This is a genomic window from Hyphomonas sp. (assembly GCF_017792385.1).
Lineage (GTDB): Bacteria > Pseudomonadota > Alphaproteobacteria > Caulobacterales > Hyphomonadaceae > Hyphomonas.
This window is the reverse complement of record NZ_CP051230.1, coordinates 1,982,239-1,997,630: the sequence shown is the minus strand read 5'-3', so window position 1 is coordinate 1,997,630 and position 15,392 is coordinate 1,982,239. Positions and strand designations below refer to the sequence as shown.

The following is a 15,392-nucleotide window of genomic DNA, read 5'->3' as shown; positions in this document are numbered from 1 at the left end:
TCTGTGGCCTTTGCCCCCCAAACCCCCTATAAACAAAGGCGAATCCACGAATCGATGAGGAGGCCTTTATGGCCGAAGGCACGCAAGCTGAATCCCCCGAATATGGCGCCGGCTCGATCAAGGTCCTGAAGGGCCTGGAAGCGGTCCGCAAACGCCCCGGCATGTATATCGGCGACACCGATGACGGGTCCGGCCTGCACCACATGATCTACGAAGTCGTCGACAATGCGATCGACGAGGCGCTGGCTGGCCATGCCGACCGTGTCACGGTCACGCTTTTCCCCGATGGCTCCGCCGAAATCACCGACAATGGCCGCGGCATCCCGGTCGACATGCACCCGACCGAGGGCGTCTCGGCCGCCGAAGTGATCATGACCCAGCTGCATGCGGGCGGGAAGTTTGATTCAAACTCCTACAAGGTCTCCGGCGGCCTGCACGGCGTCGGCGTGTCCGTCGTGAACGCGCTGTCGGACTGGCTGGAGCTGACCATTCACCGCAATGGCAAGGAACACTGGGTCCGCTTCATCGAGGGCGGCCGCGTGGAGGCGCCTCTGGTCGAGCGGGGCGAATCCCCCAACCGCGACAATGGCAAGCCCTATACAGGCACGGCCGTGCGCTTCCTCGCCTCGCCGGCGACCTTCACCAAGACCGATTATGACCGCAAGACGCTGGAACACCGCCTGCGCGAGCTGGCCTTCCTGAACTCCGGCGTGAAGATCATCTTCCGCGACGAGCGCGACGCCGAGCCCTATGAAGTGACCCTCGAATATGAGGGCGGCGTGAAGGCGTTCGTCGAACACCTCGACAAGACCAAGTCGAAGCTGATCCCGGAGCCGGTCTATGCCATCGGCGAGAAGGACGGCATCACGGTCGAGGTCGCGATGGAGTGGAATGACAGCTATCACGAGAATGTGCTCTGCTTCACCAACAACATCCCCCAGCGCGATGGCGGCACCCATCTGGCCGGCTTCCGCGGCGCGCTGACCCGCCTGATCAACAAATATGCCAACGAGACCGGCATTGCGAAGAAATCGAAGGTCGAGATTTCCGGCGATGATGCGCGCGAGGGCCTGACCTGCGTCCTGTCCGTGAAAGTCCCGGATCCGAAATTCAGCTCCCAGACGAAAGACAAGCTCGTCTCCTCCGAAGTGCGCCCCGTGGTCGAGAGCCTGATGGGCGAAAAACTCGCCGAATGGTTCGAGGAACACCCGAAGGAAGCGCAGGAGATCATGCAGAAGATCGTCGAGGCGGCGGCGGCGCGCGAAGCGGCCCGCAAGGCCCGCGAGCTGACGCGCCGCAAGTCTGCGCTCGACATCACCTCCCTGCCCGGCAAGCTGGCCGACTGTCAGGAGAAAGACCCGGCGAAATCCGAACTCTTCATCGTCGAGGGTGACTCGGCTGGCGGCTCTGCCAAACAGGGCCGCGAGCGACAGAACCAGGCCATCCTGCCCCTGCGCGGGAAAATCCTGAACGTGGAACGCGCACGCTTTGACAAGATGCTGTCCTCCGATCAGGTCGGCACACTGATCATGGCGCTCGGCGCGGGCATCGGCCGGGACGAGTTCGACATCAACAAGCTGCGCTATCACAAGATCATCATCATGACCGATGCTGATGTCGACGGCGCGCACATCCGTACCCTGCTGCTGACCTTCTTCTATCGTCAGATGCCGGAGCTGATCGAGAAGGGCTATCTCTACATTGCCCAGCCGCCGCTCTACAAGGTCTCGCGCGGCAAGTCCGAACGGTACCTGAAGGATGATGCGGAGCTTGATTCCTACCTCATCGACGAGGGCACGTCCGGCGAGGCGCTGATCCTGCCGGACGGCACCCAGATTGCCGGCGAAGACCTGCGCGACCGCGTGCGCGCCGCCTCGAACTTCAAGGCGAACCTCGCCCGGCTCGCCCTGCGCGCCCCGGCAGACCTGCTGGAACAGGCCGCCATGGCCGGCGCAATGGCCGCCGGCGCCGGAGAGGCCGAAGCACAGAAGACCGCTGAACGCCTCAACCGCATCGCCGAAGAGGGCGAGGACAATTGGCAGGGTCGCTTCGCCGAAGGCAGCCTCGTTCTGCAGCGCACTGTGCGCGGCGTGGACGAAACCGCCGTCCTGCCGGCCGCCCTTCTGGCCAGCCAGGATGCCATCCGTCTGGCCGAGCGCGCCGAAAGCCTGCGTGAGCTGTATGACCAGCCGCTGATCCTGCGTCGTGACAAGGGTGGAGACTTTACCGTCCACGGACCATGCGCCCTGTTCCAGGCCGTGCTGACCGCGGGCCGCGACGGCATCAAGATCCAGCGCTACAAGGGCCTCGGTGAGATGAACGCCGACCAGCTCTGGGAAACCACGCTCGACTCCAACGCCCGCACCCTCCTCCAGGTCCGCGTCGACCATATGGAAGAGGCCGACGAAATGTTCACCAAACTCATGGGCGACATCGTCGAACCCCGCCGCGAATTCATCGAGGAATTCGCGCTGGAAGCCGAGGTGGATGTTTAACCCGTGGGGCGGGTCATGACCCGCCACCTCTTCCATGTCGGCGGGTTACGCTTCGCTAACCCGCCCTACGCCTCCCCCACACACCGCATCCGTAGGGTGGGTTGAGGCAACGCCGATACCCACCATGCCATACAGTGACCCACATAGCCCATGGTGGGTATCGCTCCGCTCAACCCACCCTACATTTCCCCCAACTCCGCCTCCCCGGGCTTGACCCGGGGCCTCCCGCGGCGGCTCCGCATCGCCAGCCGCACGGGACTCCGGCATGCGCCGGAGATGCGGCGGGGGCGGGCCGGGAACCCATCCCTCTCTCCCCCGTTCCTTCCGCGAGACCCATGCGCGAAGGAGCCCTCCATGCCTGCCGTATCCGAAGCCCAGCAGAAGGCCGCCGGCGCGGCGCTGTCCGCCAAGCGCGGCGAGACAAAGGTCAGCGACCTGCAAGGCGCGTCGAAGGAGATGTACGATTCGATGAGCGAGTCCGAGCTCGAAGACCTGGCCTCCACCCAGCATGACGACATTCCGGAAAAGAAAGGCAACTGATGGCGACCGACGGCTACACTATCGGCACAAAGGTGGAATGGGACTGGGGCGACGGCACCGCCACCGGCAAGGTGGATGAGCGCTTCACAGACACCGTCACCCGCACGATCAAGGGAAACGAAGTAAAACGGAATGCAACACAGGACGATCCCGCCTACCTCATCAAGCAGGAAGACGGCGACCGCGTCCTGAAATCCCACTCCGAACTCCGCAAGGCATGAGGCCATCCCCACACCGCATCCGTAGGGTGGGTTGAGGCAACGCCGATACCCACCATGCCATACAGTGACCCCCATAGCCCATGGTGGGTATCGCTCCGCTCAACCCACCCTACATTTCCCCCCCCCACACCCCGCGTCCCCGGGCTCGCCCCGGAGACACTGGTTGGACTCGCTTGTCATCACGGAGAATCCGCGAGGGTTTTTCTCGGGCCCATTTGACGTTCTGACACATCGTCAGAATCGCAAGGCTTGCTACTCTGGCGGGAATTCCGGAGACTCCCCTGTATGACTGATCGCCACGGCCCCGCGCCCGACATATATGAACCCGCCTATGTGAAGGACATTTTCGACCGGTGCTCCGGTCGGTACATCGCGTTCAGCTATGCCTGTTCGTTCGGCTTCACAGAGCGCTGGAGACGCCAATGCGTCGCCGCCTTGCCATTGCCCGGGAGCGGGCTGGCCCTCGGATACGATCTGATGGCGGGCACCGGTGAAGCGTGGCCCCACCTCCTGAAACGCTTCCCGGACTTGGGCGCTATCACCGCCATCGATATCTCGACCGGCATGCACGAACACGCCATGGCGCGACTGCATCAACACAGAGCGCACAAGATTGCCTTCATTGAAGACAATGTATTCAACAGCCAACTGCCGGACGAGAGCGCAGACTTCCTGGTCTCGACCTTTGGACTCAAAACATTCAACCCGTCCCAGCAGGCCGACCTCGCCAGACTGGTCGCCCGCGTCCTTAAACCCGGCGGGACTTTTTCTTTCATTGAAGCGTCTGATCCGTCCGGCTGGATGCTTCGGCCATTGTACCGGTTTCACATGACCGGCGTGCTTCCGATGGTCGAAAGGCTGTTCCTTCAGGGCGCGAAGGATTTCTCGATGATTGGACAGTACACGGCAAATTTTGGGAATGCACGGAATTTCGCCGCAGAGCTGGAAGCTGCCGGACTTCAAACGGACTATCACGAATACTTTTTCGGGTGTGCCTCGGGTGTATCGGGGCGCAAACCTGTCTGACACAGCCCGGCCGTGCGGCGCTCTCCCTGTTGCGGCCCGGGCGTTCCCCTTCCACACACCCCGGGGATACGCTGCCGCGAATCCGGCGCGTCCGGTCAGCCCGCATCATCGGCCTCATGACCCAGACCGCAAATCCCGTCGTGCATGCCGTGCGCTTCAGCCTCGACCGGCTGGACTGGCTGACCGGCCAGATGGGCCGCACGCTCGGCCTGGGCCGCCTGCCCTGCCTGCCCTTCCTGGCGCGCCATCAGCTGCGGCACCTGACGCAATTCCTCGGATGGGCCGAGCCGCTGATGCGCCGGTTGATCCTGCTGATGGCGGCCGATCTCGGCGTGCTGCCGCCGCGCCCCGCCCTGCCGGCAGGCCCCGTTCCCGGACCGGTCCCGCAGAGCCGTCCCCCCGCCCGGCCACTTTTCCCCCAGCCGCATTTCCGCCTTTGCGAAGGGCGCGCTGCGCCGGAGCGGCCTCCCGCCCCGCCGCCGAAACGCTTCCGCACCGGTCCGCGCATCCGCCTGCTGGATGAGGAGACGCCCGTCGATCTCGCCGAATATCCCGCCCAGCCGCAGGACCTGCTGCCGGCCGGGCGACAGGTGCGCCGCCTGCTGGCGCTCGGCCATGCGCTCGATCACCTGCCCCGCTATGTCGAGGCGATGCGCCGCCTCATGTGCGGACCGCGTCCGGTGATTGCCCGGGCCCTGCCGCGTGCCTTTTGCCGCCTGCCCGTCACCCAGGCCGAGCATGAAACCCTCGCCCTGCTGCATCGGGTGGCGGCCGAGGATTGTCTCGATACGTCCTGAATCGCGCGCAAGGCCTCCCACAGGATCAGGGGCTCCGGCGCATGCCGGAGCTATGGGTGCTGGAGAAAAGGAAATCGCGCATCTTCGGGCGGAGTGAGCGACGCGGTACCCCCCGCTCCCGCAGGATCGACGCGCTTCATGCCAGCAGGCTCAGCCCCACGCCGGCAAAGCGGATTTCCCGACCGTCCACATCCAGCCCCATCGTTTCGGCGCGCGACAGGATGGCGTCTGCATCCGGACGGTAGAGGCCAAAGGCGGCAAGCTTTTCGACCGGCCCTTCGCGGAACAGGATGGCGGCATCTTCGAGATACAGCACCCGCTCATCCACGGTCAGGCCCAGCGCCAGCGCCCAGCGTGCGGCCAGCGCGTCCGGGTCCGGCGCCTCCATGGCTGCGCTGACCAGGCGTCCGGGCACGGCATTGTCGCGCCAGGCCGGGCCGCCCCAGCGCCAGCTGCCCGCCGGGCGCGCTTCGTCCACAGAGACAATCGCCCCGCCAATATCGGCCGGGTGCAGATGACTGGCAGAAATGTCCGGCAAATCGATGTTCCAGACGCGGCGAATGCCCATCCCGTCCACCCGGGCCCGAAGGGCATTGAGGTCATCGGTCTGGAAGATTGCCATGTATCCGCCCTCGCCCATCCGGTCGATAAAGCGTCGCGCAGGCGCCGTGTCCGCCATCGGCACGACCACTTCCAGGAACTGGTCGCCCAGGGAATAGACCCGGTTTTCGAGGCCGAACTCGGTCACGCCGGGATCCACGAACGGCGCGCCCAGCCCCAGCAGGTCGCCCAGCTGGTCGGCGGCCTCCAGCGTGTCGGCAGCAATCACCAATTGGCGTAGGCGTGGTGCGGTCATCTCGTCCTCCCTCATCATGGCCGCGCGGCTCAGGCGCAGCCTGACAGCCTTCCTATCATACCTGCCCCGGCGGCACACACGCATCGCGCCGGGAAATCCGTTTCCGCCCGGTGCGGATCGGTCTAGGGTCCGCCCCTCATGATCGCCCGCCTCCTCTCCGCCCCCATGCTGATCGCCGCGTTCGCCATTCTGGTGGGCACCGGCGTGGACGCGCTGGTCAAGGGCGTCGCGCCGGGCGCCGGGCTGCACCACCTCCTGGCCTGGCGCTTCCTGTTCGGCGCGCTGCTGTCACTGGCGGTCTTCCTCGCCCTGCGCAAACCTGTGCCCGGCTGGGAGGCGGTCCGCTTCCACACTTTGCGCGGCCTGCTGCAGCTGTTCTGCGCCTTCACCTTCTTCTATGCCCTGACCCAGCTGCCGCTGGCCGTGGCCACCACGCTGGGCTTTACGGCGGCCTTGCTGGTGGCGCCCGTCGCCCGCCTCCTGCTGGGGGAAAAGATCAGCCCGATTGCTGCGGGTGCCACCCTGCTCGGCTTTGCGGGCGTTGCCTTTGCCCTGTCCGGCCAGTCCGGCGCGGGCGACGGCGCCGGCAACCAGACGCTGGGCCTGATCTCATTGTTCAGCTCCACGATCGGCTATGCGTTCGTGCTCGTCCTGTTGCGCATGCGGGCCCTGATCGAGGACGCCACCACGATTGCGCTGTTCACCAATATCGTGCCCGCGCTGGCCATGCTGCCGGTCACGTTCGGCCTGTTCGGCGCGCCGGACTGGAGGGATTTGCCGGTCTTCGCGCTGCTGGGCCTGCTCGGCTATGGGGTCTGGTATCTGGCAACGCTGGCCTATGGCCGCGCCCCGGCGCAACGGTTGGCTCCGCTGGAATACACCTCGCTGGTCTGGTCGGCCCTGCTCGGCCTGGTCTTCTTCGACGAGATGCCCGGCTGGCAGCTCTGGGTCGGCGCGGTCGTGATCATTGCCGCCTGCCTGATCGTCGCCTTCGAGGGCCGGTTCCGCACCCGCCGCGAAGCGCGCCTGCCCGCCAGCGACCTGCCGGAATAGGGCCGGGCCTGTTGCCAATGCTATAGCGTCACGATCGCAACGCTATCACAGGCTGATTGACCCCTCCCCCAAGAGCCGCCACACAGATGGCATGAGTGAACACGCCCATTCCCACGCGCATGATCATGGCCACCAACATGGACATGGCCACAATCATGACCATCACGACCATGCGCATCATGCCGACATGACCAGCGCTGATTCCCGGCGCCGTGTCGCCCTTGCCGGCCTGCTGACGGCAGTCTTCATGATCGCCGAAGTGGTGGGCGGGGTCATCTCGGGCTCCCTCGCCCTGCTGGCCGATGCCGCCCACATGCTGACCGATGCGGGCTCGCTCGCCCTCGCCTGGGTCGGCTACAAGCTGGCTGAGCGCCCGGCCGATTCCCGGCGCTCCTACGGGTTCGCGCGGATGAAGATCCTTGCCGCCTTCACCAATGGCATCCTGCTCGTCCTGCTCTCGCTCTGGATCGTGTGGGAGGCCATCCACCGCCTGCTCGAGCCGGTCGAGGTGATGGGCAATGTGCTGATGGCCGTCGCGGTTGGCGGCCTTCTCGTCAACATCATCGCCTTCGCCATCCTGCATGGCGGCAGCAAGGAAGACCTGAACCTGCAGGGCGCGCTGTGGCATGTGGCCGGGGATCTCCTCGGCTCGGTCGCCGCCATCGGTGCAGCGGTGATCATCATGACCACGGGCTGGATGGCGGCAGACCCGATCCTGTCGGTGCTCGTCGCGCTCCTCGTCCTGTTTGCCGGTGTGCGCATCGCCCGGAAATCCGGCCACATCCTGCTGGAAGGCACGCCGGCCGGGCTGGAGCCGGAGGAAATCCTCGCCGACCTCGCCGCGATTGAAGGCGTGGCCGCCGTTGACCATTTCCACGCCTGGGCCCTGACCGAAGCCAAGCCCCTGATCACGCTGGAAGTCACCGCCGCCGACGGCGCCGATCCGGACCAGCTGCGCCGCGCGGTCAAGGATCGGCTGGCTGACCGGTTCCAGGTCTCCCACGCCACGGTTGAAGTCGTCTGTACGGGCAATGGCACAGCTTCCGGCCCCGCCGGGCAGTGTTCACATTGATATGAGCCGGCATGTATCCAGTTCGTCTGAGAATCGTGCATGCGAAGATGCAGTCACTCGAGGAAGAATGAGTTGATATTCACGATCGACGGCAGGGAGATACTCACCTCCAACGACTTCCATGCGAAACTGAAGGCTTGCTCGGCAGTTCCCGATTTTTACGGCCAGAATCTGGATGCCCTTAGCGATACGCTTTTTGGCCTAGTCGAGCGTCCCTTCATGATTGTCTGGACAAATGCTTCCGTTTCGCAGGCGAATCTCGGTGAAGAGTTCGATAAAATCACTGAGATTATGGCCGAAGCTGCCAAGCACGACGAGGATATGGGATTGGAGGAGAGATTTGAATTTGAACTCGTTGATTGACGAGGACTTTCGGTCTGACACCTCTCACGTATGAGCCCGTCCGGAAGTTTCTTTTACGTATGCCGTACTTGGCGAAATCGCACTCCTAGCGATCAATCACAATCACAAACAGCCACACAGCTTGCCTCACATTGATATGAAGCCCACAGCGCTTTAAGGCTCGGTCAACGCTCCCTATATGGCGGGCCGAACAACAAGAACAGATGGCGGAGCCTTCCGAAATGGCTGACACGAAACACACCGAAATCCTGATCATCGGCTCCGGCCCTGCCGGCTGGACCGCCGCCGTCTATGGCGCGCGCGCCATGCGCGATGTCACCGTGGTGACCGGCATGCAGCCCGGCGGCCAGCTGACCATCACGACAGAGGTCGAGAACTATCCCGGCTTCACCGAGATCCAGGGCCCGGAACTGATGGTGAAGATGCAGGAACACGCCGAAGCCATGGGCGCGACCGTCATCAATGACCATATCGCGGACGTCGATTTCTCCTCGCGCCCCTTCAAGGCAGTCGGCGAGAGCGGCACCACCTACACCGCCGATTCCGTCGTCATCTCCACAGGCGCGCAGGCCAAATGGCTGGGCATCCCGTCAGAGGAAAAATACAAGGGCTTCGGCGTCTCCGCATGCGCCACCTGTGACGGCTTCTTCTATCGCGGCAAGGACGTCCTCGTCGTTGGCGGCGGCAATACGGCCGTCGAAGAAGCGCTGTTCCTCACCAACTTCGCCTCCAAGGTCACCGTCGTGCATCGCCGCGACAGCTTCCGCGCCGAGAAGATCCTGCAGGACCGCCTGTTCAAGAATCCCAAGGTCGAAGTGGTCTGGAACACGGTTCTGGATGAAGTGCTCGGCGAAGGGGATCCGCCCGGCGTGACCGGCGCGCGCCTGAAGCATGTCGACACCGGCGAGACGACGGACATTCCGGTCCATGGCGTCTTCATTGCCATCGGCCACGCCCCTTCGACCGAATTGTTCAAGGGCAAGCTCGCCATGAAGGACAATGGCTATCTGATCACGGCGCCGGATTCGACCGCCACCGAAATTCCCGGCGTGTTCGCAGCCGGTGACGTGACGGACGAAACCTATCGCCAGGCTGTCACTGCCGCCGGCATGGGCTGCATGGCCGCGCTCGAGGCCGAACGCTTCCTGTCGGAACAGGAAGCCCATGCCGAGGCCGTCGCCGCCGAATAGGCCGGGTCACAGCATCCGCGCCGCCAGCTCCCCGGCCCGGCGCGGGTCCTGCAGCATTTCCGTCTTCAGCAGCGCCGCACGGGCCTGCATGGTGCGCTCCAGTTCGGACTCCACCGGGCAGGCCAGCGCCGCATCCAGCGCGGCCAGCACATCGGCCCGGTATTTCCGCGCATTCAGCGCCGCCAGCGCCCGCGCCCATTGCCAGTGCACCGAGGCATCATCCGGCATGGCTGCAATCGCGGCCTCGTAATGGTCGCGGCCATCGGAGACGCCTGCCCCCATGATCAGCGCCCCGATGCGGCCGCCGCGATTGACCACCTCCACATTCCAGACCGACAGGAAGCCGTGCGCATAGACATTGGCCGGCTCATCCGCCAGCACGCTGCGCGCCAGATCCCGTGCCTCCTCGGCCCAGCCGGTCTTGCGCGCCTCGCGCGTCGTCATCGGCCGCAGGATCAAGGACAGGGCAATGGCCCGTTGCAGGCGGGCCTCGGCATGGGCAGGGTCTCTCGCCAGCGCAGCATTGGCCTGGTCCAGTGCCCGGTGCAGCAGCACCTCCGGCGGATCGGCCGGCCCAGACATCGCCCCGGCCAGCAGGGTCCGCGCCCGGAAGGCCAGCGCGTCGGCCGACTCGCTATCCGCCAGCGCTGTCAGCGCCGCATCATATTCCCCACGCACAAAAGCCGCCTCGGCCGTCGCCTGATCGGCCACCGCCACAGGCGCGAGGCCCAGGGAAAGACATGCAAGAAGGAGCGCCATCCTCATGATCGCACATACTAAGCCGCCCCGGCCCACCCGACCAGCCAAACCCGCGATTTTCAGAGAATGGTGGTTCGGGGGAGACTTGAACTCCCGACCTCGCGATTATGAGTCGCGCGCTCTAACCAGCTGAGCTACCGAACCGATCGCCTGTGGCGAAGCGCGCCTATTACACGCGGTTTCGCGCCTCTGCAAGCATCTGACCTGCACGCGATGCAGGTCGTTTGCCCGCTCATTGCACGGGCACCGCGCTGAAGCTGCGGCTCTCGCGCAGATCACCCGCGGAATAGCGGATGTTCAGCGCGTCGAACGAGGCGGTTTCGCCGGAGAAACGGTGCTCGATCGTCGTGGTCAGCCCGGGGGGGATCTCGCCGGAAAAATCATTGTTCATGACGACCACCGCATTTGCCGACCGGACGTCCTGCCCGCCCGCCTGCGTGGCTTCGGCGCGGCCGGCGGAGACTTTGACATAGGCGTCGGTCGTGTTGCGGACATCGGTGCGGCACACCGGTTTCAGCGTGTCCTGACAGCCCATGAACGCGAACTCGACCCCGCCGATCTCGAAATAGCCATCGGGCCCGAACGCCGCTGCCGCATCCAGCGTCTTGACCTCTGGCATGGGCCCGTCGCCAAGGGACAGATCTCGATAGGAGCGCCGGATCCGGTCACCATTCACCTCGATCGAAGCCCGGTATTCCTGGAAATAGGACGCGGGCTTCCGGAAATTGACAGTCCAGCCGGTCGTGATCCCGGACGGCACCTCGCCGCGATAATCCCCGCTGATGTCCAGTTCGGGACGCACCGACTCGATCCCCACACCCTCATGATCATAGGCCATATCCGATCTGACATTGATGACAGCCGTTTCCGGGCCATTGTTGATCAGGTCAAACCGGCAGACCGGCGCATCCGGATTTCCACATCCCAGGAAATGAAACTGCACGCCCGACACCGAAAACGCCCGCTCGGGATGAGACGGATCAATCGGCCGCATCTGGCGCACCTGAACATCCCGGCCCCCGCGCACCGCAATATCACGGAACGTCTTCCTGTAGGACACATTGTCCACATGCAGATCGAAGTTCAGATACTGGAGAATGTTGGCCGCCCGCCCGAACGACACATCAATCTGCGACGCCTCGAGCGACGGAATGGTCCAGGTATAGTGATCGGAGGCGCGGACATTGCGGCGCGTGTCCTGCATCCATCGGCTGTGTTCGTCGATGGCCCAGACGCTGCGCGTGAACAGATGCTTCTCGTCGGGCGTCGTGTTGGTCACCGACAGGACGCATTTCAGTGTCTCCCCGGTCTCGCAACCTTCGAATTCGAACAGCAGGCCATCAAACTCGAACTGGGCATTCGGGATCGCGGCAACCGTGTTGGCTGCAGCGGTCTGGGCCGACAATTGCTGAATGCGTGTCGCGAGGATCTGATTGTCCGGATCCAGCTGCTGCGCCTTGCGATAGGCTGCCAGCGCCTTGTCCGGATCGGATGGCACCAGAATGTCCCCGGCGCTGCGCAACAGGCTGGCGCGGTCCCGTTCCGGAATCGGCTCGGCCTCGCCGGAGGTCAGTTCGGCCAGCGTCACCAATTCCTCGGCCGCCGCTTCAGGCTGACCGGACAGGGCCAGGAATTTCGCATCATTGAAGGTCGGGTCTTCCGATGCCAGCAGGGAGGTCAGCGCCGCTTCATAATTGACCTGCTCATCGGCAGACACCGTCGTGCCGCGGGATTCGGCATCGGCCAGCGCGGTCGAGATGGAGGATTGCACGACGGCGGCGATCCGTTCCTCGCTGAGGCGCATCTGCTCCTGCACATCGGCCCGCGTGGCGGGGGCCAGATCCGGGAACACGCGCGCGCGCACCTCGTCATTCACATAGACGACAATGCCCAGCACTGCCGAGACGAAACCGACGATCAGGGCCAGTCGGCCAAACCATTTTCCCACGGATGTTTCCCCACACTTAAATCACTGGATGCAAGTGAGAGCGAAATCTGTCGGCAAGATCAACCCCAAACCGGCCTCTGCCCCGCCGGCAATCTCGTCTACTCGCCCGCCCCTTTCCGGCCTGCCACCCACAGCGCCGCAATGAAGGCGCCTTTCATGCGCGGCAGCAGGAGCAGGACGGCGCCGGTCACGATCAGGGTTGCCGCAGGCAGGCTCAGCCAGAGCGGAATTTCGGCGAAGGACACGAAAAAGGTGACCGCGACCAGCAAGGGGCCGAGCGTCAGCACAGTCAGCCAGGCCGGGCCATCATCGGCGCGGATATCCCCGAGCGCCGCGCCGCAGACGTCACAGGTGTCGACCTGTTTGAGATATGTACGAAACAATTTCCCCCGGCCACAGGCCGGGCAGCATTGGCGCAGACCGCGTCCGACGGCCCGCGCAAGACCGGGCGTATCGGTCACACCGCCCTCAGGCCAGCTGGCGCTGGACAGCCTCGGCGGCGGCCGCCTTGTCTGCCAGCAGGATGTCGACCAGCGAAGCCACCAGCGCCCGCGGGCGGATGGGCTTCTCGATCATTGTCGTGAAGCCGGCCGCCTCGCAGGCAAGGCGGCGTTCGGGGCTGACATCGGCCGTCACCGCGATGATCGGGACCAGCGCATTCGGCCCGTCCGCGCCGCGAATGGCGGACAGCACTTCCTCCCCCATCATGCCGGGCAGGTGGATGTCGGTGAGGATCGCCTGATAGGATTGGTGCAGGGCGCGGTCGATCGCATCCTCGGCGGTCTGCACCGAGTCGACTTCCCACCCGGCCGCAGACAGGGCGCGCGTGACGACCAGCGCGCTGACGGCGTGGTCCTCGGCCAGAAGGATGCGGCCCAGTTCGAATGCCTTCATGCGCGGACGCGGCGGCGCACCGGTCACCGCAAGGCGCGGGCCTGCACGGCGCACCGGCAGGGTCACGGTGAAGATGGACCCGCCCTCCGGATTGTCGGCCAGGACGATCTCCCCGCCCAGCCGGCGGGCCAGCCCCTTGGCAATGGATAGGCCGAGGCCCGATCCGCCATGCGTGCCGGCCGTCGAGGCCCGGGCCTGCTCGAACGCCTCGAACAGACGCGCCTTGTCGGCATCCGAAATGCCACAGCCAGTGTCTTCCACTGTCATGCGCAGTTTCAGCGTGCCTGCCGCCTCGAAAGTGGACAATTCCACGCCGATATAGCCGCGCTCGGTAAATTTCAGCGCATTGCTCATCAGGTTGAACAGGATCTGACGGATGCGCATGGCATCCGATTCCAGCCGCGCCACACAATCGCCTGCCACCTTGATGCGCAGGTCCAGCCGCTTGCCGGCAATGCGCGACTGCCACAAATCCCGCGCTTCGGTCGCGAAGGCGTGCAGGTCGAAGGGCGCACTGTTCACGGCCAGCTTGCCCGCCTCCAGCCGCGACAGGTCGAGCAGGTCGCTCAACAGGCGGTCAAGATGGTGTCCGCTCTCGGAAATGGTCCGGGCCAGCCGTTTCGGCTCAGTGCCGTGCACACTGTCCTGCAACAAATCGGCCACGCCGAGAATGCCGGTCAGCGGCGTGCGGATCTCATGTCCCACAAAGGACAGGAACCGGGCCTTTTCCTGCTCGAAGGCGCCGGCCTCGTTCCGCGATTTCTGGAGTTTCTTCTGTGCGGCCTGCATGGCCCGGGCGCGCGCGGCATTCTCCTGCGCGACCGCCTTGAGCAGGTCCGACGGGCTGATCAACCCGGAATAGCGTCCGTCATTCAGCACAATGACGCCATCGGTCAGTGCTGCGTTAGACTGGTCTGCCGCCAGCTTCGCCACAAGCCCCACCGGCGTGCCCGCTTCACACATGACCGGGTGGCGCACCATGATCCGCGTGACATGGGCCGGCCCGTTCGCCTCGCGTCCGGCCAGTGTCGCCAACGCCTCGAGAACCGCACGGCGCGTGACCATTCCCAGCGCCGCACCATCGCTGACGATCGGCAGGGCAAACAGGTCGGGATGGGCCAGGAACCGGGTGGAGACACCCGAAATGGTGGCGGCGGCGGGAACAGGTCGCACGGCGACCGCGATGTCTTCTACTCTGACCGGCATGGGAAGCGGCGGGTCCTTACACAGGTTAAGAACCCAGCTTGCGCCATAAACCTTTACGCGCGGCAAACACATGCCTAACGAAACATGAACGCCCGGCCATCAGGGATGACCGGGCGTCTGAAATCAGGACTGGGCGAGGGCCTAGCCGATATCGCTGCGATGGTTCACGATCTTGCCGACAAGGCCGTAATCGACCGCTTCCTGGGCGCTCATCCAGAAGTCGCGATCAGTATCTTCCTTGATCTGTTCCAGCGACTTGCCGGTGGCCGCCGCAAAGATCTTGTTGAGGCGTTCGCGCATCTTGATGATCTCGCGCGCCTGGATTTCCACATCCGTGGCCTGGCCACCCACGCCGCCGCGCGGTTCATGAAGCAGGAAGCGTGTGTTCGGCAGGCAGAAGCGGTTTTCCTTCTTGGCCGCCGAATAGATCAGCGCGCCGGCCGAGGCGACCCAGCCGGTGCCGAGAATCTTCACCGGCGCTTCCACGAACTTGATCATGTCATGGATCATGTCACCGCTCTCGACATGGCCACCCGGAGAGGACAGGACCAGCAGGATCGGCTCCTTGCTTTCCGAGGACAGGGCCAGAAGACGCTGGCTGACCCGGCGGGCCGCGTGGAAATCGATGCCGCCGGTCAGCAGGATCGTGCGGGCCTTGAACAGCGCTTCCTCGAGGAAGGCGTTGGGCTCGGCCTGGGTCTTTTCGTCTGTCTCGTCATCGAGGCGGTGCAAAAGGTTCATGAGAACTCCGAAAGGCGGGAAATCTGGTTGGCTCTATAGGTGAGGCGCGCTGCGCGCCGGGTCAAGTGCGGGAGTGCCAATCTCCACCTTGTTCGATTTGGTGGAATGGCGCGGCCATACGGTGTGTCGGCCGGTTCGGGCGGCCCCCATACCACACCGGCCCTGTAAACCCGAAATTGCCAATCGACGCCGTCATATTCCTGTGACATAGTATCCGGAAATCCGTAACTA

Annotated in this window: 15 protein-coding genes and 1 tRNA gene; 9 read left to right on the top strand and 7 right to left on the bottom strand. The window is 64.5% G+C overall.

Translation table 11 applies throughout. The features are described 5' to 3' along the window. Positions 1 to 68 precede the first annotated feature (68 nt). The 5 genes from gyrB to HF955_RS09930 all read left to right on the top strand — a co-directional run bounded on the left by gyrB (position 69) and on the right by HF955_RS09930 (position 5,079). Entirely contained in the window at positions 69 to 2,495 is a 2,427-nt protein-coding gene (gene gyrB, locus HF955_RS09950) for a DNA topoisomerase (ATP-hydrolyzing) subunit B (protein WP_291074985.1), read from the top strand. A gap of 354 nt (positions 2,496 to 2,849) precedes the next feature. Further along, entirely contained in the window at positions 2,850 to 3,035 is a 186-nt protein-coding gene (locus tag HF955_RS09945) for a DUF3008 family protein (protein ID WP_291074983.1), read from the top strand. After that, positions 3,035 to 3,256 (top strand): DUF2945 domain-containing protein, encoded by a 222-nt coding sequence (locus tag HF955_RS09940; protein WP_291074982.1) that lies wholly within the window; start codon positions 3,035 to 3,037, stop codon positions 3,254 to 3,256. The genes HF955_RS09945 and HF955_RS09940 overlap by 1 nt, the downstream gene beginning before the upstream one ends. 285 nt (positions 3,257 to 3,541) lie before the next feature. Next, the gene (locus HF955_RS09935; RefSeq protein ID WP_291074980.1) at positions 3,542 to 4,282 is read left to right on the top strand and encodes a class I SAM-dependent methyltransferase; all 741 of its coding nucleotides are present in this window, start codon (positions 3,542 to 3,544) and stop codon (positions 4,280 to 4,282) included. A gap of 116 nt (positions 4,283 to 4,398) precedes the next feature. Next, positions 4,399 to 5,079 (top strand): hypothetical protein, encoded by a 681-nt coding sequence (locus HF955_RS09930; protein ID WP_291074978.1) that lies wholly within the window; start codon positions 4,399 to 4,401, stop codon positions 5,077 to 5,079. 136 nt (positions 5,080 to 5,215) lie between these two features. Here HF955_RS09930 and HF955_RS09925 read toward each other — a convergent pair whose 3' ends face one another. Next, positions 5,216 to 5,935, bottom strand: coding sequence for a VOC family protein (locus HF955_RS09925; protein WP_291074976.1), 720 nt, complete (start codon positions 5,933 to 5,935; stop codon positions 5,216 to 5,218). Positions 5,936 to 6,073: 138 nt separating this feature from the next. Between HF955_RS09925 and HF955_RS09920 the strand changes: the two genes are divergently transcribed. From HF955_RS09920 to trxB, 4 genes are all read left to right on the top strand, one after another. After that, the gene (locus HF955_RS09920; RefSeq protein WP_291074974.1) at positions 6,074 to 6,988 is read left to right on the top strand and encodes a DMT family transporter; all 915 of its coding nucleotides are present in this window, start codon (positions 6,074 to 6,076) and stop codon (positions 6,986 to 6,988) included. Between the two features lie 91 nt (positions 6,989 to 7,079). Continuing rightward, entirely contained in the window at positions 7,080 to 8,060 is a 981-nt protein-coding gene (locus HF955_RS09915; protein ID WP_291074973.1) for a cation diffusion facilitator family transporter, read from the top strand. 72 nt (positions 8,061 to 8,132) lie between these two features. After that, positions 8,133 to 8,423, top strand: a complete 291-nt coding sequence (locus HF955_RS09910; RefSeq protein ID WP_291074971.1) for a barstar family protein — start codon at positions 8,133 to 8,135, stop codon at positions 8,421 to 8,423. Between the two features lie 221 nt (positions 8,424 to 8,644). After that, entirely contained in the window at positions 8,645 to 9,613 is a 969-nt protein-coding gene (gene trxB / locus HF955_RS09905; RefSeq protein WP_291074969.1) for a thioredoxin-disulfide reductase, read from the top strand. A 6-nt stretch (positions 9,614 to 9,619) separates the two neighbouring features. Here the strand turns inward: trxB and HF955_RS09900 are convergent, their stop codons facing one another. The 6 genes from HF955_RS09900 to HF955_RS09875 all read right to left on the bottom strand — a co-directional run bounded on the left by HF955_RS09900 (position 9,620) and on the right by HF955_RS09875 (position 15,161). Next, entirely contained in the window at positions 9,620 to 10,372 is a 753-nt protein-coding gene (locus HF955_RS09900) for a hypothetical protein (protein WP_291074967.1), read from the bottom strand. A gap of 67 nt (positions 10,373 to 10,439) precedes the next feature. Further along, positions 10,440 to 10,516: transfer RNA gene (locus tag HF955_RS09895), tRNA-Met, on the bottom strand. A gap of 88 nt (positions 10,517 to 10,604) precedes the next feature. Next, positions 10,605 to 12,320, bottom strand: coding sequence for a hypothetical protein (locus tag HF955_RS09890; protein ID WP_291074966.1), 1,716 nt, complete (start codon positions 12,318 to 12,320; stop codon positions 10,605 to 10,607). A 98-nt stretch (positions 12,321 to 12,418) separates the two neighbouring features. Beyond that, positions 12,419 to 12,781: a DUF983 domain-containing protein gene (locus HF955_RS09885; protein ID WP_291074964.1), complete on the bottom strand. Its 363-nt coding sequence runs from the start codon at positions 12,779 to 12,781 to the stop codon at positions 12,419 to 12,421. A 7-nt stretch (positions 12,782 to 12,788) separates the two neighbouring features. Then, positions 12,789 to 14,420, bottom strand: coding sequence for an ATP-binding protein (locus HF955_RS09880; RefSeq protein ID WP_291074963.1), 1,632 nt, complete (start codon positions 14,418 to 14,420; stop codon positions 12,789 to 12,791). A 141-nt stretch (positions 14,421 to 14,561) separates the two neighbouring features. Then, entirely contained in the window at positions 14,562 to 15,161 is a 600-nt protein-coding gene (locus HF955_RS09875; RefSeq protein ID WP_027837106.1) for an ATP-dependent Clp protease proteolytic subunit, read from the bottom strand. Positions 15,162 to 15,392 lie beyond the last annotated feature (231 nt).

Coding starts and splice junctions, on each gene's coding strand:
- HF955_RS09930 (WP_291074978.1), top strand. CDS start 4,399: ATGACCCAGACCGCAAATCCCGTCGTGCATGCCGTGCGCTTCAGCCTC.
- HF955_RS09940 (WP_291074982.1), top strand. CDS start 3,035: ATGGCGACCGACGGCTACACTATCGGCACAAAGGTGGAATGGGACTGG.
- HF955_RS09900 (WP_291074967.1), bottom strand. CDS start 10,372: ATGGCGCTCCTTCTTGCATGTCTTTCCCTGGGCCTCGCGCCTGTGGCG.
- HF955_RS09915 (WP_291074973.1), top strand. CDS start 7,080: ATGAGTGAACACGCCCATTCCCACGCGCATGATCATGGCCACCAACAT.
- gyrB (WP_291074985.1), top strand. CDS start 69: ATGGCCGAAGGCACGCAAGCTGAATCCCCCGAATATGGCGCCGGCTCG.
- HF955_RS09920 (WP_291074974.1), top strand. CDS start 6,074: ATGATCGCCCGCCTCCTCTCCGCCCCCATGCTGATCGCCGCGTTCGCC.
- trxB (WP_291074969.1), top strand. CDS start 8,645: ATGGCTGACACGAAACACACCGAAATCCTGATCATCGGCTCCGGCCCT.
- HF955_RS09880 (WP_291074963.1), bottom strand. CDS start 14,420: ATGCCGGTCAGAGTAGAAGACATCGCGGTCGCCGTGCGACCTGTTCCC.
- HF955_RS09945 (WP_291074983.1), top strand. CDS start 2,850: ATGCCTGCCGTATCCGAAGCCCAGCAGAAGGCCGCCGGCGCGGCGCTG.
- HF955_RS09935 (WP_291074980.1), top strand. CDS start 3,542: ATGACTGATCGCCACGGCCCCGCGCCCGACATATATGAACCCGCCTAT.
- HF955_RS09875 (WP_027837106.1), bottom strand. CDS start 15,161: ATGAACCTTTTGCACCGCCTCGATGACGAGACAGACGAAAAGACCCAG.
- HF955_RS09925 (WP_291074976.1), bottom strand. CDS start 5,935: ATGACCGCACCACGCCTACGCCAATTGGTGATTGCTGCCGACACGCTG.